At 63.4% G+C, this 18,052-nt stretch carries 20 protein-coding genes; 14 read left to right on the top strand and 6 right to left on the bottom strand.

The genetic code is table 11. The features are described 5' to 3' along the window. Positions 1-116: 116 nt before the first annotated feature. Positions 117-545, top strand: a complete 429-nt coding sequence (locus ACM6UT_RS04560) for a DUF6455 family protein (RefSeq protein WP_416796180.1) — start codon at positions 117-119, stop codon at positions 543-545. Here ACM6UT_RS04560 and ACM6UT_RS04555 read toward each other — a convergent pair. Then, on the bottom strand, positions 542-970 hold the full coding sequence (locus ACM6UT_RS04555) for a CoA-binding protein (protein ID WP_416796179.1): 429 nt from the start codon (positions 968-970) through the stop codon (positions 542-544). The genes ACM6UT_RS04560 and ACM6UT_RS04555 overlap by 4 nt on opposite strands. Before the next feature lie 132 nt (positions 971-1,102). On the opposite strand from ACM6UT_RS04555, the gene ACM6UT_RS04550 reads away from it, so the two are divergent. After that, positions 1,103-1,450, top strand: coding sequence for a hypothetical protein (locus ACM6UT_RS04550; protein ID WP_416796178.1), 348 nt, complete (start codon positions 1,103-1,105; stop codon positions 1,448-1,450). A gap of 103 nt (positions 1,451-1,553) precedes the next feature. Here ACM6UT_RS04550 and ACM6UT_RS04545 read toward each other — a convergent pair whose 3' ends face one another. Both ACM6UT_RS04545 and ACM6UT_RS04540 read right to left on the bottom strand, forming a co-directional pair. Then, positions 1,554-1,985 (bottom strand): VOC family protein, encoded by a 432-nt coding sequence (locus ACM6UT_RS04545; protein WP_416796177.1) that lies wholly within the window; start codon positions 1,983-1,985, stop codon positions 1,554-1,556. A gap of 194 nt (positions 1,986-2,179) precedes the next feature. Further along, a complete protein-coding gene (locus tag ACM6UT_RS04540; protein WP_416796176.1) occupies positions 2,180-3,010 on the bottom strand; it encodes an enoyl-CoA hydratase in 831 nt (276 codons plus the stop codon). A 104-nt stretch (positions 3,011-3,114) separates the two neighbouring features. On the opposite strand from ACM6UT_RS04540, the gene ACM6UT_RS04535 reads away from it, so the two are divergent. The 8 genes from ACM6UT_RS04535 to ACM6UT_RS04500 all read left to right on the top strand — a co-directional run bounded on the left by ACM6UT_RS04535 (position 3,115) and on the right by ACM6UT_RS04500 (position 9,141). After that, entirely contained in the window at positions 3,115-3,552 is a 438-nt protein-coding gene (locus ACM6UT_RS04535) for a PaaI family thioesterase (RefSeq protein ID WP_416796175.1), read from the top strand. 271 nt (positions 3,553-3,823) lie between these two features. Continuing rightward, positions 3,824-4,288 (top strand): 50S ribosomal protein L13, encoded by a 465-nt coding sequence (rplM, locus tag ACM6UT_RS04530; protein ID WP_112687076.1) that lies wholly within the window; start codon positions 3,824-3,826, stop codon positions 4,286-4,288. Between the two features lie 2 nt (positions 4,289-4,290). Next, on the top strand, positions 4,291-4,761 hold the full coding sequence (gene rpsI / locus ACM6UT_RS04525; RefSeq protein WP_416796174.1) for a 30S ribosomal protein S9: 471 nt from the start codon (positions 4,291-4,293) through the stop codon (positions 4,759-4,761). A 229-nt stretch (positions 4,762-4,990) separates the two neighbouring features. Beyond that, positions 4,991-5,587, top strand: coding sequence for an outer membrane protein (locus ACM6UT_RS04520; RefSeq protein ID WP_416796173.1), 597 nt, complete (start codon positions 4,991-4,993; stop codon positions 5,585-5,587). Positions 5,588-5,777: 190 nt separating this feature from the next. Further along, a complete protein-coding gene (gene speB, locus ACM6UT_RS04515) occupies positions 5,778-6,731 on the top strand; it encodes an agmatinase (protein ID WP_416796172.1) in 954 nt (317 codons plus the stop codon). Between the two features lie 68 nt (positions 6,732-6,799). Next, positions 6,800-7,732 carry an N-acetyl-gamma-glutamyl-phosphate reductase gene (argC, locus tag ACM6UT_RS04510; protein ID WP_416796171.1) on the top strand — a complete coding sequence of 311 codons (933 nt, stop codon included), beginning with the start codon at positions 6,800-6,802 and terminating at the stop codon, positions 7,730-7,732. 40 nt (positions 7,733-7,772) lie between these two features. Then, a complete protein-coding gene (locus ACM6UT_RS04505) occupies positions 7,773-8,162 on the top strand; it encodes a VOC family protein (protein WP_416796170.1) in 390 nt (129 codons plus the stop codon). A gap of 151 nt (positions 8,163-8,313) precedes the next feature. After that, positions 8,314-9,141 carry a DODA-type extradiol aromatic ring-opening family dioxygenase gene (locus tag ACM6UT_RS04500; RefSeq protein ID WP_416796169.1) on the top strand — a complete coding sequence of 276 codons (828 nt, stop codon included), beginning with the start codon at positions 8,314-8,316 and terminating at the stop codon, positions 9,139-9,141. 15 nt (positions 9,142-9,156) lie between these two features. On the opposite strand, the gene ACM6UT_RS04495 is transcribed toward ACM6UT_RS04500, so the two are convergent. Continuing rightward, positions 9,157-10,260 carry a COX15/CtaA family protein gene (locus tag ACM6UT_RS04495; RefSeq protein ID WP_416796168.1) on the bottom strand — a complete coding sequence of 368 codons (1,104 nt, stop codon included), beginning with the start codon at positions 10,258-10,260 and terminating at the stop codon, positions 9,157-9,159. Positions 10,261-10,401: 141 nt separating this feature from the next. Between ACM6UT_RS04495 and ACM6UT_RS04490 the strand changes: the two genes are divergently transcribed. Together ACM6UT_RS04490 and ACM6UT_RS04485 are read left to right on the top strand one after the other, a co-directional pair. Then, entirely contained in the window at positions 10,402-10,611 is a 210-nt protein-coding gene (locus tag ACM6UT_RS04490) for a DUF2842 domain-containing protein (protein WP_416796167.1), read from the top strand. 135 nt (positions 10,612-10,746) lie between these two features. Continuing rightward, positions 10,747-12,012 carry a GNAT family N-acetyltransferase gene (locus ACM6UT_RS04485; protein ID WP_416796166.1) on the top strand — a complete coding sequence of 422 codons (1,266 nt, stop codon included), beginning with the start codon at positions 10,747-10,749 and terminating at the stop codon, positions 12,010-12,012. A 24-nt stretch (positions 12,013-12,036) separates the two neighbouring features. Here ACM6UT_RS04485 and ACM6UT_RS04480 read toward each other — a convergent pair whose 3' ends face one another. Further along, entirely contained in the window at positions 12,037-14,250 is a 2,214-nt protein-coding gene (locus ACM6UT_RS04480) for an exopolysaccharide transport family protein (RefSeq protein ID WP_416796165.1), read from the bottom strand. 183 nt (positions 14,251-14,433) lie between these two features. On the opposite strand from ACM6UT_RS04480, the gene ACM6UT_RS04475 reads away from it, so the two are divergent. Both ACM6UT_RS04475 and ACM6UT_RS04470 read left to right on the top strand, forming a co-directional pair. Then, on the top strand, positions 14,434-15,009 hold the full coding sequence (locus tag ACM6UT_RS04475; protein WP_416796164.1) for a polysaccharide biosynthesis/export family protein: 576 nt from the start codon (positions 14,434-14,436) through the stop codon (positions 15,007-15,009). A 3-nt stretch (positions 15,010-15,012) separates the two neighbouring features. Beyond that, positions 15,013-16,155: a glycosyltransferase family 4 protein gene (locus tag ACM6UT_RS04470; RefSeq protein WP_416796163.1), complete on the top strand. Its 1,143-nt coding sequence runs from the start codon at positions 15,013-15,015 to the stop codon at positions 16,153-16,155. A 12-nt stretch (positions 16,156-16,167) separates the two neighbouring features. On the opposite strand, the gene ftsH is transcribed toward ACM6UT_RS04470, so the two are convergent. After that, positions 16,168-17,991 (bottom strand): ATP-dependent zinc metalloprotease FtsH, encoded by a 1,824-nt coding sequence (ftsH, locus tag ACM6UT_RS04465; RefSeq protein ID WP_416796162.1) that lies wholly within the window; start codon positions 17,989-17,991, stop codon positions 16,168-16,170. Between the last annotated feature and the right edge of the window lie 61 nt (positions 17,992-18,052).

Genomic DNA, 18,052 nt, shown 5'->3' with positions numbered 1-18,052 from the left:
CGAGTTAATCGCGATTTCTTCATTCCCGCAAGGCGGCAGGATCGACGAATGTTGATCGAAATCAATGCAACTCCACCGTCGCGGCAGATCATCACAACAAACGATGGAGGTTTGCCATGGGCCAAACAACGAACGACCATTCCCGCGGGCCGCTTGCCAGGATCGTCGAATGGATCGCGAGAGGCTGGGAAGGGGCGAGCGAAGCCGAAATAATCGCCGCGCTCGACGAGAAGACGATAAGCGAGATCGCCCATGACTGCGGCATATCACCCGATCAGCTCGTCGAACTCGCCAAGGCCGGCCCGCACGCGGCCGACGAGATGCCGAAGATGATGCGGGCGCTGCTCATCGACCCGACCGAGGTCGAGCTTCGCTTCCGCGCCCTTTTCCGCGACATGCAGATCAACTGTTCACGTTGCCATGCCAAACGCCAGTGCCGCACCGACCTGAAGGACGGGACGGCACCGACGGAATTCGTCGACTACTGCGCCAATTCGGATGACCTCAACGTGCTGCGGGCGATCCCCGAGGTCCGGCAGCACTAGAGACCGAGGCGGGGAATTTCGATTGCCGGGCAACGGTCCATAACGACCTTGATCCCGGCGGCCTCGGCCCTCCCGGCTGCGGCGTCGTCGCGAACGGTCAGCTGCCCCCAGAGCACCTTGGGCAGCGGCTTCATCTGAAGCACCTCGTCGACGACGGCATCGAGATGCTCGGCGGCGCGGAAGACATCGATCATGTCGACCGGCTCCCGGATTTCGGCGAGCCGTCCGACCACGGGCTGACCTAGGATTTCCTTGCCCGCCTGCCCCGGGTTGACGGGAATGACCTTGTAGCCCCGGGAGAGCAGGAAACGCATGACACCGTGGCTCGGCCTGGCCGCGTTGGGCGATGCGCCGAGAAGCGCAATCGTCCGCGTCCTGGTCAGAATGTCGGAGATGTAGGCATCGTCGTATCGGTCGTGATTCATGAGCGCGTGGCTCCTTTCTTTCCTCTTTTTTATTAGCTTATTCTTGTTTTCTAAACTATAATGAAAATATTCGGGCACTGCTATTCCAGACTGCGCATGACAAACATCGAGACGTCTGAAAGGAAGACGAAGATGAGACCGCTGTTGCTTGCCATTCCACTCGTCGCCCTGGCCACGTCGGCCTTCGCGCTGCCCAAATATACCTCCACCTCCATGACCTGCGCGCAGGTGCAGGATACGGTTCACGCCGGCGGAACCGTTATTCTCGCCTATCCGTCACCACGTCTGCCGGGACACATGCTCTACAACACCTATGTCTCGAGCCGCCAGTTCTGCAAGCCGAACGAAATCACCAAGCGCGTCAGCGTCCCGAGCCGTGACCTTCGGTCCTGCCCGGTTCTGACATGCGTGCCGGACCGTGAGCGGGCTCCCCAGCATGAGCAGAGGGATCAGCAGCCGAACAGCCCCACGCACCAATGACCGCCCGATAGCGTGTCGGGCGTTTGCGTGTGGCAACCCCGTGCTGACGGTGCGGGCGCCACGTGCGGATGCGGCCCCCGAGGCGACCCCGGGGACCGCCCCGTCAATCGGGCAAGGCAAGGTGTCCTTCTTCATCGAGAGGGAAGAAGGGGTTATGCGCCACTTCCCAGAGATGGCCGTCCGGATCGGCGAAATATCCAGAATAGCCGCCCCAGAAGACCTTCCGGGGTGATTTCACCAGGCTTGCTCCACAGGACACGGCGAAATCGATGACCCGATCGACCTCCGCCGGGCTTTCCACATTCTGCGCCAGCGTCACACCCGAGAAGCCGCCGGCGCCGGGCGGCACGCCCGCATCCGCCGCAAGCGCCTCCCGCGAGAAAAGCGCCAGCACGGTTCCCTTGAGCTTTATGAAGGTGATGGCCTCCTGCGAGGCCGGTGATCGCAACCAACCGAGTCGCTCGTAGAAGGCGGTGCTGCGCTGCAGATCCTCGACGCCGAGCGTAATGATCGAAATGCGCCGCTCCAATGTCATGATACGCCCCCTTTCGCACGATCTGAAGTACGTTTCGTTCCTGCTATGTATTCCGTTCGTTCATTATCATATTAGATGACTCTTATTCGTAAACATCTAAAATTCAACAACTTTTGACAATCGTCAATTTCAACCATCGGTTCGCACACCCAGGCCCGGCTCCGGCACTGCGGACGCGTCGGTTTGCGACGCCGCTATTCTCCCTTCCATTCCGGATGGCGCTTGTCGAGGAAGGCCCCGATCCCCTCCTCGGCGTCCCGGGCCAGCATGTTTTCCACCATTACCCGTGCGGTATAGTCGTAGGCCTCCTCAAGCGGCATCTCGATCTGGCGGTAGAAGGCTTCCTTGCCGATCTTCAGCGTCAGCGGCGACTTCGAGGCGATGACGGCCGCATATTTCGCGACCACCTGGCCGAGATACTGCATCGGCACGACCCGGTTGACGAGGCCAAAGTCCTTTGCGGTCGAGGCGTCGATCGTCTCGCCCGTCAGGAGCATTTCCATAGCCTGCTTGCGGTGGGCGGCGCGACTGACGGCAACCATCGGCGTCGAGCAGAAGAGCCCAATGTTGACGCCCGGCGTGCAGAACCGAGACGTGTCGGTACAGACGGCAAGATCGCAGGATGCGACGAGCTGGCAGCCGGCTGCGGTCGCCAGTCCGTCGATCTCGGCGATGACCGGCTTCGGCAGATGGGTGATCTTCAGCATCAAGGCAGCGCAGAGGCGCATGGTCCTGTCGAAGAAGGCACGACCACGGTCCGGATCGCTGCGATGCGCAGTCATTTCCTTGAGATCGTGGCCGGCGGAGAAGAGCTTGCCGGCGGCAGCGATCACCACGACGCGCACCGCCTTCTCGGCGGCAGCCTTGTCGAGTTCCGCCATCATTGCTTCCATAAGGGCGATCGACAGAACGTTCGCCGGCGGATTGCTGAGCGTCAGGCGCAAGACCCCGTCGGCGAAATCGACGAGAATCGGCCCGCGCCGCTCCTCGCCTCCCTCTCTCCTCAACGGCACAACTTCGGACATGACCTCTCCCTTCGTCGTGTTTGCATCGTGGCCGAAGCCTGCCATAAAAACGCAGCGGAGCACCAGAGGCTCTTTGACCGCAACCGAACCAGACGGAACCCGCCATGCAGCCTGTCATGACCGTCGAGGAGATTTCCGCCTTCCTGGAGACGGACTTCCCGCAAATCCACACCGACGGCCGCGTCTTCACTGTCACCGCGATTGCACCCGGCAGCGCCACCATGCGGTTCGACCCGACCGACCGGCACCTGCGTCCGGGCGGAACCGTCTCCGGCCCGTCGATGTTCGCGCTCGCCGACGTCGCCGCCTATGTGGCGATCCTCGCCCATATCGGACCGGTGGCGCTCGCCGTCACGACGAGTCTCAACATCAATTTCCTGCGGCTGCCGAAGCCGGAGCCGATTACCTGCGACTGCCGCATCCTGAAGCTCGGCAAGCGGCTGGCCGTCGTCGACGCCCTTCTCCATCAGGGCGACCCGGAGACGCTGATCGCCCAGGCCACGGCCACCTATTCGATCCCGCCGAGGGGGACCCAGCCGTAACGTTCGGCCGGCAACCGCTCACAAAACAACAGCAAATTGTGTGGTATTATTTTACCATATAGATATCTAATTGATTCTACGCATGAAATTCTGAAGCTGCCAAAAGCAGCTGTCTTGACCAGCTCCGCCCCGCACAGTATAAGCCTGCCCAGTCTGCGGCCCTTTCGGGCTGCATTCTTTTTCGGGGCCTTCGGGCTCACGAAACCAAGCAACAAGAAACGCCCCTGACGCGGCTCGCGTAGAGGGGTTCCAAAACGGAAAGTGAAGAAAGATGTCTACTTTCGTTCAGAAGCCTGCAGAGGTGGAGAAGAAGTGGATCCTCATCGATGCCGAAGGCCTCGTTGTCGGTCGTCTCGCCACCCTCATCGCCATGCGCCTGCGTGGCAAGCACAAGGCCACCTATACCCCCCACGTTGACGACGGCGACAACGTCATCGTCATCAATGCCGACAAGGTCGTTTTCACCGGCAAGAAGTACTCCGACAAGAAGTACTACTGGCACACCGGTTATCCGGGCGGCATCAAGGAACGCACCGCTCGCGCCATTCTCGAAGGCCGTTTCCCGGAACGCGTCCTCGAAAAGGCCGTCGAACGCATGATTCCGCGTGGCCCGCTCGGCCGTCGCCAGATGAAGAACCTGCGCGTCTACGCCGGCTCCAACCATCCCCATGAAGCGCAGCAGCCGGTCGCTCTCGACGTGGCCAAGCTGAACAGCAAGAACGTAAGGAGCGCCTGATAATGGCTGATCTCTCTTCCCTGAAGGACCTCGGCACGACCCAGGAAGCAGCTGCTGCTCCGGTTCACGTCCGCAAGGTCGATTCGCTCGGCCGCTCCTATGCGACCGGCAAGCGCAAGAACGCTATCGCCCGCGTATGGGTCAAGCCGGGCACCGGCAAGATCACCATCAACGGCCGTGAATTCGCGACCTATTTCGCCCGTCCGGTCCTGCAGATGATCCTGCAGCAGCCGATCGTCGCCGCTGCCCGCACGGGTCAGTTCGACGTCGTCGCCACCGTCACCGGCGGCGGCCTCTCCGGCCAGGCCGGTGCCGTTCGTCACGGCATCTCCAAGGCGCTCACCTACTTCGAGCCGGGCCTGCGCTCGGTCCTGAAGAAGGGCGGCTTCCTGACCCGCGACAGCCGCGTCGTCGAACGCAAGAAGTACGGCAAGGCCAAGGCCCGTCGTTCGTTCCAGTTCTCCAAGCGTTAATCGCTTCCGGATTTCGGAATTTGGAAAGGGCGGGGCTTCGGCTCCGCCTTTTTTGTTTTGCGGCACTCCCCGCCCTGCCCACCCATGACGTGATGCGGACTTCCCACAGGCCGCCTGAATTCTCCTGTCTGTTGGCCCTAGCACCACAATTCCGCGTGCATATCTCTAATATTTGCAACATATCATATGCACCATCGACCACGGTCGTCCCCAGGGGCAGGAGAGTGCAATGCACGGCGTCTTCAGACTTATTGGCGCAATTGGCGTTCTGGCGATGGGATCGTTCGCGGTCCAGGCCGCCGACGTGACGGCCGAGCCGGCACAGCCCGCGGCTTATGACTGGAGCGGCTTCTATCTTGGCGCCATCGGCTCCTACGGCTTCGGCGAGAATGACTGGTCGCTGGACGGGCATTACGACCTCGACGGCGCCGCCTTTGGCGGTGGCGTGATCGGCTACAACCAACAGTGGGACAGTTTCGTCCTCGGCGCTGAACTGAGCGCCCAGTTCGGCCGCATGCAGGAAAGCGGCTACCCCGACTACACCTATAAGACCCTCGTCGACGTCAAGGCGCGCGCGGGCTTTTCCATGGACCGTGCCCTGTTCTACGTGGCCGGCGGCTACAGCTACGCTCGGTTCGACGAAGACGGCGACGATTTCGACCTGCACGGCTACAATGTCGGCGGCGGCATCGACTTTGCCCTGACCGAGAATGTGGTGATCGGCGCCGAATATACCTTCCGCGGCCTCAACGGCGACAGCGCGTCCGGTCAGGACGTCGACGGCAAGGTTTCCACCGTCTCGGCGAAGCTGACCTACAAGTTCTGACAGACGGGTCTGCGAATCGGGAGGCCGCGCATTCGCGGCTTCCTGCTGGCCATCCGCGGGTCACGCGCGCTCAAACAGCCCTGGCAGGCCCGGATCTTCTCCCCAGCGCAAAAACCTCTGGCAATCGCCGGCTTCGGCCGTAATATCGCGCCGCAGCACCGCGATTTACTTGCCGCAAGGAGACCATTTCATGGCCAAGAAGACGATCGATCACGCGCTGACCGCGTCCTCCCTCACCTCGGCGGCGACCGACCCGACCTATGCCGGCATCCTTTCCTTCATGCGCCGCAAGTACAGCAAGTCGCTCAAGGACGTCGACGCCGTGGTGCTCGGCATTCCCTTCGACGCAGCCGTCTCCAACCGGCCGGGTGCGCGCTTCGGGCCGCAGGCGATCCGCCGGGCCTCGGCGATCTTCGACAACGATCCGCAGTATCCCTTCGCGCGCGACCTGTTCGAGCAGATGGCCGTCATCGATTACGGCGACGTGTTGCTCGACTACGGCAATCACCAGAAGACCCCTGCCCTGATCGAGAAGGAAGCCGCGAAGATCATCGCGTCGGGTGCCTATCTGCTCGGCCTCGGCGGCGACCACTTCGTCACGTGGCCGCTCCTGAAGGCACATGCGGCGAAGCACGGGCCGCTGGCGCTCGTCCATTTCGACGCGCATCAGGACACTTGGGACGACGACGGCAAGCGGATCGACCATGGTTCCTTCGTCTGCCGGGCGGTACGCGAGGGCGTCATCGATCCGACGCGTTCGATCCAGATCGGCATCCGCACCCACGCGCCGGAGGATTTCGGTATCCGCATCATCCACGGCTGGGAAGTCGAGGACATGGGCGCCCAGGCGATCGCCGACGCGATCCTCTCCCGTGTCGGAGACCGGCCCTGCTATCTGACCTTCGACATCGATTGCCTCGATCCAGCCTATGCGCCCGGAACGGGCACGCCGGTCGCAGGCGGGCCGTCGTCGGCGAAGATGCTCTCGGTGCTGCGCAAGCTCGGCGCCCTCGACATCCGCGGCTCGGACATCGTGGAAGTGGCGCCGGCCTACGACCACGCCGACATCACCGCCATTGCTGGCGCAACGGTTGCGATGTATATGCTCGGTCTGCGCGCGGAAAAGCTTGCGACACGCGCCTGACATATTGATTCAACACACTCACAAACAGAGTCCGCACTCTCATCCAAAGCTCTGACAGGACAAGAAAAATGGCAGCGAAGATCTTCATCGACGGCGAACACGGCACCACGGGTCTGCAGATCCGCACGCGCTTGGCCGCTCGTCGCGACATCGAGCTGCTGTCGATCCCGGAATCGGAACGGCGCAATGAGAAGATGCGGGAGGACCTGCTCAACAGCGCCGACATCGCGATCCTCTGCCTGCCGGACGACGCCTCGAAGCAGGCCTATGAGATGACGGCAGCCAACAACAATGTGCGGCTGCTCGACGCCTCGACGGCCTTCCGGACCCATCCGGACTGGGCCTACGGCTTTGCCGAGATGGACAAGGCGCAGAAGGAGAAGATCCGCTCCGCCCGCTATGTCTCCAATCCCGGCTGCTATCCGACCGGCGCCATCGGCCTCATCCGGCCGCTGAGAGCTGCCGGCATCCTGCCGGACGGCTATCCGGTGACGGTCAACGCGGTCTCGGGTTATACAGGCGGCGGCAAGCAGATGATCGCCCAGATGGAAGACCAGAGCCGTCCCGACGCGATCAGCGCCAACAATTTTCTCTACGGCCTCACCCTGAAGCACAAACACGTTCTCGAGATGAAGGTGCATGGCCTTCTCGACCGCGCGCCGCTCTTCTCCCCTTCCGTCGGCCGCTTCGCCCAGGGCATGATCGTCCAGGTGCCGCTCTTCCTCGACGACCTGAAGGAAGGGACCACGATCGAAACGATCCACACCGGCCTCGTGGAGCACTATGCCGGCCAGAATATCGTCAGCGTCGTCTCGCTCGAGGAGAGTGCCGCACTTGCCCGCGTCGACGCCGAGGAACTGGTGGGGCAGGATACGATGAAGCTCTTCGTCTTCGGCACGCCCGGCGGCGCCCACGTCAATCTCGTTGCCCTGCTCGACAACCTCGGCAAGGGTGCCTCGGGGGCGGCGGTGCAGAACATGGACCTGATGCTCTCGGCCTGACGAAACCGACGGGCATCGCAACGACGAAAAGGAGTTCACGATGCTCGACCATGTCGGACTTTCCGTTTCGGACTATCCCAAGTCGAAAGCCTTCTACGACGCCATCATGCCGTCGATCGGCGCCTCCTGCGTGATGGCGGTGACGGCGGAAGAGACCGGCGGCACCTACGAGGGCGCCGGCTACGGCTCCGCCGGTGAGCCGTCCTTCTGGATCGGCACCGGCGGACGCAGCACGGGCCAAGTGCACATCGCCTTCACCGCACCGAACCGTGCGGCCGTCGATGCCTTCTACCGAACGGCGATAGCGGCCGGGGCGCGGGACAATGGCGGACCGGGACTGCGGCCGCATTACCATCCGGACTATTATGCCGCATTCGTGCTCGATCCGGACGGGCACAACATCGAGGCGGTTTGCCACAAGCCGGAGTAACCGCCCGGAGCGCTCACGCGGCATCGTTCACAGCATATTCCGACACGACGAGTTTGTGTTCGAAAACGTCGAACAATTCGTCGCCGGAACGACGGATCGTCGCGACGACCGCCGATCGCTATATCTCATCCAGCAACAGATGAGGCGCAACATGAGCAGCGAACGTTTTCCGGTCTATTTCATTCCCCATGGCGGCGGCCCTTGGCCGTTCATGGACTTCCCGGCAGGTCCCGACGGCAAGAAGCCCTGGGGCGATCTTGATGCCTTCCTGAAAGGCCTCGATGCGGAGATCGGCCGTCGTCCGAAGGCCATCCTCGTCGTCTCCGGCCACTGGGAAAGCGAGCCGGTTCCGACCGTCTCGACGGCGGCACATCCCGGAATGCTCTACGACTATTCCGGTTTTCCGGAGGAAACCTATCGATTGAGCTACCCGGCTGCCGGTTCGCCCGAGGTGGCGCTGCGGGCGAAGGCGCTTCTCGAGAAGGCCGGCATTCCGGCCGCAGAGGATGCTACCCGCGGCTTCGACCACGGCGTCTTCGTGCCGCTGATGGTCGCCTATCCCGATGCCGACGTGCCGGTGGTGATGATTTCGCTGAAAAACACGCTCGACGTCGAGAGCCACGTGGCGATCGGCAAGGCACTCGAGCCGCTGCGTGACGAAGGTGTTCTGATCGTCGCCTCCGGCATGAGCTACCACAATATGCGGATGTTCTTCCGCGACACGCCGGAACACAGGCAACAGGCGGTCCGCTTCGACGACTGGCTGTCCGAGACGGTCGAGATCGCCGATCCAGGTGAACGCGCAGCACGGCTCGCGACCTGGGACCGAAACCCCGACGCGCTCGCCTGCCATGTGCCGGACCACGACCATCTGGTTCCGCTGTTCGTCGCAGTCGGCGCGGCCGGAACGGATGCCGGCCGCCACATGTTCCGCGGCGAATTTCGCGGCAAGCCCTATTCGGGCTACCGCTTCGGTTGATATTGGCGGCGATCGTCAGTCGCGGACGGCGATCGCCACTTGCGGCGGATAGGCGCCGACGAAGCCCCGCCAGTGGGCGACCGCAAAGCCGAGCACAATCAGCGCGCCCGCCTGATGGGCGAGCGCGACATGAAGCTGCACCTGCGTGAGCAGCGTGGTGATGCCGAGCGCCGCCTGAACCGTGATCAGCAGGAAGAGCACGACCGAGCGCCGTGCGTGGGTCGTATCCGGTGCCGCCCGCAGCGATCCGATCATGTGCGCGAGCGCGGCGGCGAAGAGCACATAGGCGCCGATGCGGTGAACGAACTGCACGGTCTTCGGGTTTTCGAAGAGATTGATCCAGGCCGGCTGCTGGACGAACAGATCGCCCGGGATGATCGCGCCGTCCATCAACGGCCAGGTGTTATAGGCAAGGCCGGCGTCGAGCCCCGCGACCAGTGCGCCGAGATAGATCTGGAAGAAGGCGAGGATCGCGATCGCCGCCGCCCAGGTGCGGGAATTGCCCGTCGGCGGCTCGTCATTGGAATGCGGTGCAAGCCCGCGCATGATCCACATGCACAACGAGAAGATCAGGCACGCCATCACGAGATGGGTCGCGAGCCGGTACTGGCTGACGTCAACGCGCTCGGCAAGGCCGGAAGAAACCATCCACCAGCCGATGAAGCCCTGAAAGCCCCCGAGCGCCAGAATGCCGAGGAACGGACCCTTGAGACGCCGCTCGATACGGCCGCTCACCCAGAAGAAGAACAGCGGAACGGCAAAGATCACGCCGATGCCGCGGGCGATCAGCCGATGCGCCCATTCCCACCAGAAGATCCGCTTGAAGTCGTCGACGGTCATGTCCTTGTTGATCTGCGCATACTCGGGAATCCGCTGATAGAGGCGGAATTCCTCATCCCACTGCTCGGCATTGAGCGGCGGGATGACGCCGTGGATCGGCTTCCATTCCGTGATCGAGAGACCCGAATCGGTAAGTCGTGTCGCTCCGCCGACGAGCACAAGACAGAAGAGCGCAAAGAGCACGACGGCGAGCCAAAGGCGGATCGCCCGCCGGTTCCTCTCTCCCCGCTCGATCGTCTCGAGCACACTTGCTTCAACAGGATTGGTCGTGCTTGCCATGTCGCTTCCTCTCATCGGCTGTTGATTTGCCCGAGTTCCCTGTGCAAAACAAGCCCCGGATAGTGGCGACGGCCGACCGCTCCGGCATTCGTGCCCAAACACCCCGCCGGCGGACGCATCGGGAAAAGAGGACATGTGACAATGCCTGCGAAACTGCGTTCATTCATCGGGACGATCCTGATCATCGGCCTCGTCATTCTCTACGCGCTGGTCGCCACCACGATCGCCTCTGCATTGCTCGCGACCTCACCCTGGTGGGTCCATTTCATCTATTTCCTGCTTTCGGGCCTTCTCTGGGTGCTTCCCGCCATGCTCATCATCAAGTGGATGGCGGGTCCCGTCCGGAAATAGGCCTTCGTCACCACGTCAAGTTACCACTTGCTAACCGCATTCCGTAGAAGTTGCGCGCAGCGCGCCGCGTTTAAGTGTTTGTAGGACGGCGAAGGACTAGCGTTCGGCACGAATTTTCCGTGCCGGAGAAATCCCTTGCAAGCCTCCATCCTTGACAATCACCGCATGGCTGCCGAACCTTTGCCGCCGGAGAAGTCGCGGGTCGTGGGGCCCGGCAGGACCATGACGATCGGCGTCGCCGAGGATCTCAAAATCGAAGTCTTCGATCGTATGGAGCCGCTAGAAAGCGAATGGCGGCGGCTGCAACGCGATTCCTTCACCTCGCTGCACCAGGGATACGACTGGTGCAACGCTTGGGTACGAAGCCACGGCCATCCGCTTGCGGTCCTGCGCGGCACGATCGCCGGCGAGACGTGCTTCATCCTCCCGCTCGAAATCATCACCATGCGCTCCGTCCGCATCGCGCGTTACATCGCCGGACCGTTCAACAACATCAACAACGGGCTCTTCGCGCCCGCCTTCCGTGATCACTGCAGCACGGAGGTCGCCCGATCGGCAGCCGAAGCGATCGTTCGGGCACTCGACGGGCGCGCCGATCTCGTCTGGCTGCAGAACATGCCCTTCGACTGGCGCGGCGAACGCCATCCGTTTGCGGCGCTGCCATCCGTCGAGAACCAGAACCATGCCTTCCAGCTGACGCTCGCCGCGGACATGGAAGCGACGATACGCCAGCTGAGTGCCAAGCGCCGCCGCAAGATGTACCGCAACCAGTGCCGCAAGATGGAAGCGCATGGTGGCTTCGAGCATGTCGTCGCTGAGACCGACGCGGAAAAGGCGGCGCTGATCGACCTCTTCTTCCGCCAGAAGGCGGTCCGTTTCGAGGCGCACGGCCTTCCGAACGTCTTCCGGCCCGACGACGTTCAGGCCTTCTTCCGCAACCTGTTGCAGGTCGCTCCGGATGGCTGCGATACGCCGCTGCAACTGCACGCAATCCGCCTCAAGGGCGAGAACGAGGGAAAGATCGCGGCGATTGCGGGTCTCTCGCGCAAGAACGATCATGTCATCTGCCAGTTCGGCTCGATCGATGAGCGTCTGGTCCCGGACACCAGCCCGGGCGAACTGCTCTTCTTCCTGATGATCGAGAAGGTGATCGGTGAAGGTACTGCGATCTTCGATTTCGGTGTCGGGGACCAGTGCTACAAGCGCCGCTGGTGCACGACCGAGACGGTGCAGCACGACGTCCTGCTGCCGGTCTCAACCAGGGGGCGCATCGCCTCGGCCGGACTTCAGCTGGTGACGAGGACGAAGGCGGCCATCAAGCGCCACCCGGCGCTCTACGCCTTCATCCAGCGTTTTCGTGCCCGCGCGGACGGAGAACTGGCGACCGAACCGGGCGAGTGACGCGGGCGGCAGTCGCCGCTCGGGTCAGGCGGCGCTGCGCTCGCGCTCGCCCCGGCCCTGAAGGCCACCCGCCGTCATCAGCACCAGATCGGCGTAACCGACCTTTTCGAACTCGTCCATGATCGCCGCGAGGTCCTTCATGTCCGGCCGGGGTGCCGAGAGGATGATCTCGTACGGGTGGCTGCGGGTGAGCCGCGCCACGCCTTCCGCATTGGCCGGCCCGCATTCGACGATGACGAGGTCGTAGGCCTCGGCCAGCGCATCGGTGATCATCGACAGACGGTCGGCGCCACGCATGGCGCGGCGGACATCGGAGGTGCCCTTCGGCACGATATGGGCGGAGGACAACCGGTCGGGATGGATCGTGTCGCCGAAGGCGGCCGTACCCGAAAGGAGGTCGGTGATCCCCGGCAGGTCCTTGCGCGACGCCATCAGCGTCGTCGGGCATCCGGACCCGGTCATGTCGATCAGCACGACCTGACGACCGCCCTCGGCAATTTCGCGGGCCAGCATGACGGTCGCGGTCGACCCGTCGTCGCCGGTCGGCGAGATGGCGAGTGCGGTTCGCACGCCGCTCGCCATCAGGTAGCTTGCAACGGACTCGATCGAGAATTCGTCCTTGTCTTCCACCACGGCTGCCGCAACCGCGGGGACCGGGGCCGGAGGCAGATCGAGTGCCTCTTCCATTTCGGCGGTCAGGGCCCTATCGGGTGCGACCGACAGCAGGTTGGCGGGCAAATCTCGCCGGGGACGCGCCGTTCGAGGCTCCTCATACGCATCAGGCTCGCGCTCCGGCGGCCGTTCACGGTCACGACTTCCGTCAGGGCCGCCGCCATTGGCGGGCTTGAAGGCGCGCCCGCTGAAGAGTTCCGTCAGCATGACGACGACGACGCAAAGTACCAGGACGGCGAGAGCCGCAACGATGGTGATCGGGATCACCTTCGGGAAATCGGGTTCGATCGGCTCGCTCGCCTTGGAGATCACACGTGCATCTGCCGGGCTCGCCGCGCTCTCCAGACGGGTGGTCGCCTCGCGGTAGCGGGCGAGATAGGTTTCGAGAAGCTGCCGCTGAGCCGCCGCCTCGCGCTCGAGTTCGTGGAGGCCGACCTGGTTCGAATCTGCCTGAGCATAGTCGGCCTTCAGCATGTTGAGCTTGGCGACGAGCTGCTTCTCGCGCAGCCGGGCGACGCCCGCGTCGTTCTCGAGGCTTGCCGCGACGTACGCCGCCTCCGAGGCGATCTGCTGGCGGAGGCCGGCGACCTGCGCCCGCAAGGCCTTGATCCGCGGGTGGCCGTCGAGCAGCGTGATCGAGAGTTCGGAAATCTGTGCGCGGATGCCGGCTTCGCTTTCCTTCAGCCGCTGGATCGTCGCATTGCTGGCGACGGCGTCGATCATGTCGGCGGGACGGCCGGCGGCGAGTGCTGCGCGCACGTTCTCGGCCTTGGCCTCCGCGTCCGCCATTTCGCTGCGCACGCGGGCGAGTTCGGCCGAGATGTCGTTCAGCTGCTGGCCGGAAAACGTATCGTTTTCGGTGGTCTGCACGATATCGTGGGCGGCGCGATAATCGGCGACCTTCTGCTCGGCCTCCTTCACCTTCTCGCGAAGATTGGCGATCTCTGGTTCAAGCCACCGGGCGGCCTGCGAGTTCGAGTCCAGCTTGGCGCCACGCTGCAGGGAGAGATAGACGTCGACCATCGCGTTCGGGATCGCAGCGGCAAGCTCCGGATCCTTGGAGGTGAAGGCGACGGCGATCACGCGCGAACGCTCGACCTGGTAGACGGAGAGCTTTTCGAGGAATGTGTCGACGACACGATCTTCCGGCGCGCGTTCCAGCGGATTCTTCTTCAGTCCCACGAGAACCAGGAGTTCGTCGACCGCCGAAGGGCTGGCGACTGGATCGAATTCCTCCCGCTCGTAGAGCTTCAGGTCGCGGGCGACCTGCTTGATGAGATCGACCGAGCGCAGCACCTGCACCTGGCTTGCGATGTTCAGTTCGTCGAGAAGCGGCTGCAGGTCGGCGCTGTTTGCGCCCTGCCCCATGAAATTCGGCTCGCGCACCTCGATCAGGATGCGCGTTTCGCCCTTGTAACGCGGAGAGATGGCATTCGCCGCGACGAATGCGAGGCCCGCGGCGAGCGCCGTCGCGGCAAGGATCCGCCCCTTCCGCTGCCAGACGGCACGGAACAACTGGGCAAGATCGATATCCTCGTCCTGACGACTGCTGCCTACGCTCGACATACTGCACTCCCGGTCCGGATTTCGGCCAAACGTAAACGACTATGGTAACGCAAGAGTTAACCTCGCCGGCCAGCGGACGCGTCAGTGCTCCATTCTGCCGCGACTTCTTTACCCGCCATTAACCCTAACCGAAGGATAACGGGAGAAGTTTGGAAGCACCGACTCGGGAGCGCGAACAGCGCAATGGAACTGGCTGTCATAAAGCGGATCATGTCTATCGTCTTCGCCGTGGCGTTGGCGGCGCTTGCCGGCTGCACCAGCTATCAGCCCGCGCCGAAAGCCTTCCACGAGTCGACGATCGAACCCTATCGCCTCGGCAGCGGCGACCGTCTGAGAATTACGGTCTTCGAACAGGACAACCTCACCAATACCTACACGGTCGATCAGGCCGGCTACATCGCCTTCCCGCTGATCGGGCAGGTCGCCGCCCGCGGTTCGACCCTCTCCCAGCTCGAAGGCACGATCGCCCAGAAGCTTCGTCAGGGCTATCTGCGCGATCCCGACGTCAGCATCGAGATCGACCGCTACCGGTCGATCTTCATCATGGGCGAAGTCGGTCAGCCGGGCCAATATTCCTATGTACCCGGCATGACGGTTCAGAATGCCGTCGCCGTCGCCGGGGGCTTCACCCCGAGGGCGAACCAGAGGGACGTCGACATTACGCGCAACGTCAACGGCGAGATCATGACCGGCCGCGTGCCGATCACCGATCCGATCCTCGCGGGCGACACGCTCTATGTGCGAGAACGGCTCTTCTGATCCATGCCTGAAGGTCCGCCGCTCCGCATCGTTCACTGCTTCCGATCACCCGTGGGCGGAATCTTCCGTCACGTGCGCGATCTCGCCGAACAGCACAGCCGCGCCGGCCATGAGGTCGGCATCGTCTGTGACAGCCTGACCGGCAGCGAGCATGAAGAGAGGCTCTTCGAACAGATACGGCCGTTTCTCTCGCTCGGCCTCCGGCGCATACCCATTCACCGTTCGGTCGGCCTCCGTGATCTCGCGGCCATCCGCAACAGCTACAACGAAATAAAGAGCTTGCAGCCTGACATCCTGCACGGCCACGGCGCCAAAGGCGGCGCTCTGGTCCGCATCGTCGGCTCAGCCCTGCGGGTCCGAAGGTATCGCGTCGCCCGCTTCTATACGCCGCACGGCGGGAGCCTGCACTACGAGCCGGCGACCTTCGCCGGGTGGGGCATCTTCACACTCGAACGACTGCTCGAGCGCTTCGGCGACGCACTGGTCTTCGTCTGCGACTTCGAACGCCAGACCTACGAGGAAAAAGTCGGGAAGCCCCGGTGTGACTGGCGGACGATCCACAACGGCATCAGCGATACCGACTTCGAGGCGATCCCCACCCGCTCCGACAGCGTCGACTACATCTATGTCGGCATGCTGCGCGACCTGAAGGGGCCGGACCTGTTCATCGACGCCTTCGCCCGCACGGAGCGGCTCGTCGGCCGGCCGCTGTCGGCACTTGTCATCGGCGACGGCCCGGACCGCGACAGGTACGAGACCACGCTCGTACAGAAGGGGCTCGGACGTCGCGTCGGCCTCCTCCCGGCAATGCCGATAAAGGACGCCTTTGCGACGTCGGACATGGTCGTCGTCCCCTCGCGGGCGGAATCCATGCCTTACATCGTGCTCGAAACGCTGGCCGCCGGAAAGACGCTGATTGCCTCGCGCGTCGGTGGCATCCCCGAGGTTCTCGGCCCCGACAGCGAAGCGCTGGCCGAATGGGGCGATGCGGCCGACCTCGCCCGCGTCATGGCGAAGGCGCTGACGACCCCCGGATGGGGGAAGTCCGTCATGCCGGACCCCGTGGCCTTCAAGGCGAAGTTCTCAGCCTCCGTCATGGCCGAGAAGATGCTCGGCTTCTACCGCGAGCGGCTCGCTGCGATCTGAACGGCGTCCGCCTCAGTTCCCGGCTTTCGCCGGAACGGCCTCCTTGGCGAGCGGCGGGTAGTCGTCGGGCGTCAGGGTTTCCTTCTCGAGCAGCAGCTTCGCCCCTTCCCTGAGCCGGTCGATCCTGGCGTTGAGGATACGCTTGGCCTCGGCATAGGCCTTCTCGATCATCGTGCGGATGGCAAGGTCTACTTCCCGCGCCGTCGCTTCCGAATAGTCCTTGGGGCGCATGCGCATCTGGCTGTCGTCCAGCCACTGCATGCGCTGCGGCTCGAGGACGGCCTGACCGACGGACTCGTCCATGCCGAAACGGGTGACGATCTCGCGGGCGATGTCGGTCACCTTGGCGAGGTCGTCGGCAGCCCCCGTCGATATCTCGCCGAAGATCAGGTCTTCCGCCGCGCGGCCGGCGAGCAGCGCCACCATGCGCTCCTTCAGTTCGCCGGCGGTGATCAGGAAGCGGTCCTCGGTCGGTCTCTGCAAGGTGTAGCCGAGGGCGCCGATCGAGCGGGGAATGATCGAGACCTTCTGCACCGGATCGGCGCGCTCGAGCGATGCCGCGACCAGCGCATGACCCATCTCGTGGTAGGCGACACGCTCGCGCTCCTCCGGGTTCAGGATGCGGCTCCGCCGCTCGGAGCCGGCGATGATCCGCTCGACGGCGGCGACGAAATCCTCCATGGCGACCTTCGTCGCGCCGCGGCGGGTGGCGACGATCGCCGCCTCGTTGATGAGATTGGCGAGATCGGCGCCGGTGAAGCCCGGCGTCAGGCCGGCGATGTCGTCAACGCTGACATTCTCGTCGATCAGGACGCCTTTCATGTGGACCTTGAGGATCGCCTCGCGGCCCTTGCGGTCCGGGCGGTCGATCACCACCTGGCGGTCGAAACGGCCGGCACGCATCAGCGCCGGGTCGAGGATCTCGGGCCGGTTGGTCGCCGCGAGCAGGACGATCCCGACACGCGGGTCGAAACCGTCGAGTTCTGCGAGCAGCTGGTTCAGCGTCTGCTCCTTCTCGTCGTTGCCACCGAACCCGCCGAAGGAGTTTCTCGCTCGTCCGAGCGCGTCGAGCTCGTCGATGAAGATGATGCACGGGGCGGCGGCACGGGCCTGTTCGAAGAGGTCGCGCACGCGCGCCGCACCGACGCCGACGAACATCTCCACGAATTCCGAACCGGAGATCGAGAAGAACGGAACGCCCGCCTCCCCCGCGACCGCGCGCGCCATCAGGGTCTTGCCGGTGCCGGGCGGTCCGACCAGAAGAATGCCCTTCGGGATGCGTGCCCCGAGCCGTCCATAACGCTCCTTGTCCTTGAGGAAGGAGACGATCTCCTGGAGCTCGGCCTCGGCCTCGTCGATGCCTGCGACGTCGTCGAAGGTGACCCCCGTCTTGCGCTCCAGATAGATCTTCGCGCGCGACTTGCCGATGTTGATGAGGCCGCCCATGCCCTGTCGCTCGGCGATCCCGCGGAAGAAGAAGGACCAGAGCGTGAAGAAGACGATGACAGGCAGGACCCACGAGAGAAGGGTGGTGAGCCAGTTGCTGTCTGTCGCCCCCGAAACCTTGACGCCCGCCTTCTCGAAAATCGCGGCCATCGCCGGATCCACGCGATTGGCGATGAAGTACTTCTTGCCGTTCTGCGGCTCCTTGAACTCGCCTTCGATCCTCGTCTCCGTGAGCGTGACCGACGCGATCCGGCCGTCCTCGGCCATCTGCATCATTTCACTGTAGGAGAGTTGGGCATAGTCGCGGTAGCCGAGCCAGGCCTGGAACGCCAGCAGGAGCGTGAAGACAAACAGGAAATAGCCGATGTTGAATGCGTGCTTCTTGTCCATTGGGCGTCGCTCTCTTTTTCTCTTGTCGCCTTTTCAGCCACGATGCGTCTCATGCTTCCAT

Origin of the sequence: Ciceribacter azotifigens (genome assembly GCF_048159625.1) — a bacterium.
GTDB lineage: Bacteria > Pseudomonadota > Alphaproteobacteria > Rhizobiales > Rhizobiaceae > Allorhizobium > Allorhizobium azotifigens.
The sequence above is the reverse complement of the archived record's forward strand: the minus strand, read 5'-3'. Positions and strand labels throughout refer to the sequence as shown.

Coding starts and splice junctions, on each gene's coding strand:
- ACM6UT_RS04505 (WP_416796170.1), top strand. CDS start 7,773: ATGCTCGACCATGTCGGACTTTCCGTTTCGGACTATCCCAAGTCGAAA.
- ACM6UT_RS04470 (WP_416796163.1), top strand. CDS start 15,013: ATGCCTGAAGGTCCGCCGCTCCGCATCGTTCACTGCTTCCGATCACCC.
- ftsH (WP_416796162.1), bottom strand. CDS start 17,991: ATGGACAAGAAGCACGCATTCAACATCGGCTATTTCCTGTTTGTCTTC.
- ACM6UT_RS04540 (WP_416796176.1), bottom strand. CDS start 3,010: ATGTCCGAAGTTGTGCCGTTGAGGAGAGAGGGAGGCGAGGAGCGGCGC.
- speB (WP_416796172.1), top strand. CDS start 5,778: ATGGCCAAGAAGACGATCGATCACGCGCTGACCGCGTCCTCCCTCACC.
- ACM6UT_RS04560 (WP_416796180.1), top strand. CDS start 117: ATGGGCCAAACAACGAACGACCATTCCCGCGGGCCGCTTGCCAGGATC.
- ACM6UT_RS04550 (WP_416796178.1), top strand. CDS start 1,103: ATGAGACCGCTGTTGCTTGCCATTCCACTCGTCGCCCTGGCCACGTCG.
- argC (WP_416796171.1), top strand. CDS start 6,800: ATGGCAGCGAAGATCTTCATCGACGGCGAACACGGCACCACGGGTCTG.
- ACM6UT_RS04535 (WP_416796175.1), top strand. CDS start 3,115: ATGCAGCCTGTCATGACCGTCGAGGAGATTTCCGCCTTCCTGGAGACG.
- rpsI (WP_416796174.1), top strand. CDS start 4,291: ATGGCTGATCTCTCTTCCCTGAAGGACCTCGGCACGACCCAGGAAGCA.
- rplM (WP_112687076.1), top strand. CDS start 3,824: ATGTCTACTTTCGTTCAGAAGCCTGCAGAGGTGGAGAAGAAGTGGATC.
- ACM6UT_RS04500 (WP_416796169.1), top strand. CDS start 8,314: ATGAGCAGCGAACGTTTTCCGGTCTATTTCATTCCCCATGGCGGCGGC.
- ACM6UT_RS04480 (WP_416796165.1), bottom strand. CDS start 14,250: ATGTCGAGCGTAGGCAGCAGTCGTCAGGACGAGGATATCGATCTTGCC.
- ACM6UT_RS04495 (WP_416796168.1), bottom strand. CDS start 10,260: ATGGCAAGCACGACCAATCCTGTTGAAGCAAGTGTGCTCGAGACGATC.
- ACM6UT_RS04520 (WP_416796173.1), top strand. CDS start 4,991: ATGCACGGCGTCTTCAGACTTATTGGCGCAATTGGCGTTCTGGCGATG.
- ACM6UT_RS04555 (WP_416796179.1), bottom strand. CDS start 970: ATGAATCACGACCGATACGACGATGCCTACATCTCCGACATTCTGACC.
- ACM6UT_RS04545 (WP_416796177.1), bottom strand. CDS start 1,985: ATGACATTGGAGCGGCGCATTTCGATCATTACGCTCGGCGTCGAGGAT.
- ACM6UT_RS04475 (WP_416796164.1), top strand. CDS start 14,434: ATGGAACTGGCTGTCATAAAGCGGATCATGTCTATCGTCTTCGCCGTG.
- ACM6UT_RS04490 (WP_416796167.1), top strand. CDS start 10,402: ATGCCTGCGAAACTGCGTTCATTCATCGGGACGATCCTGATCATCGGC.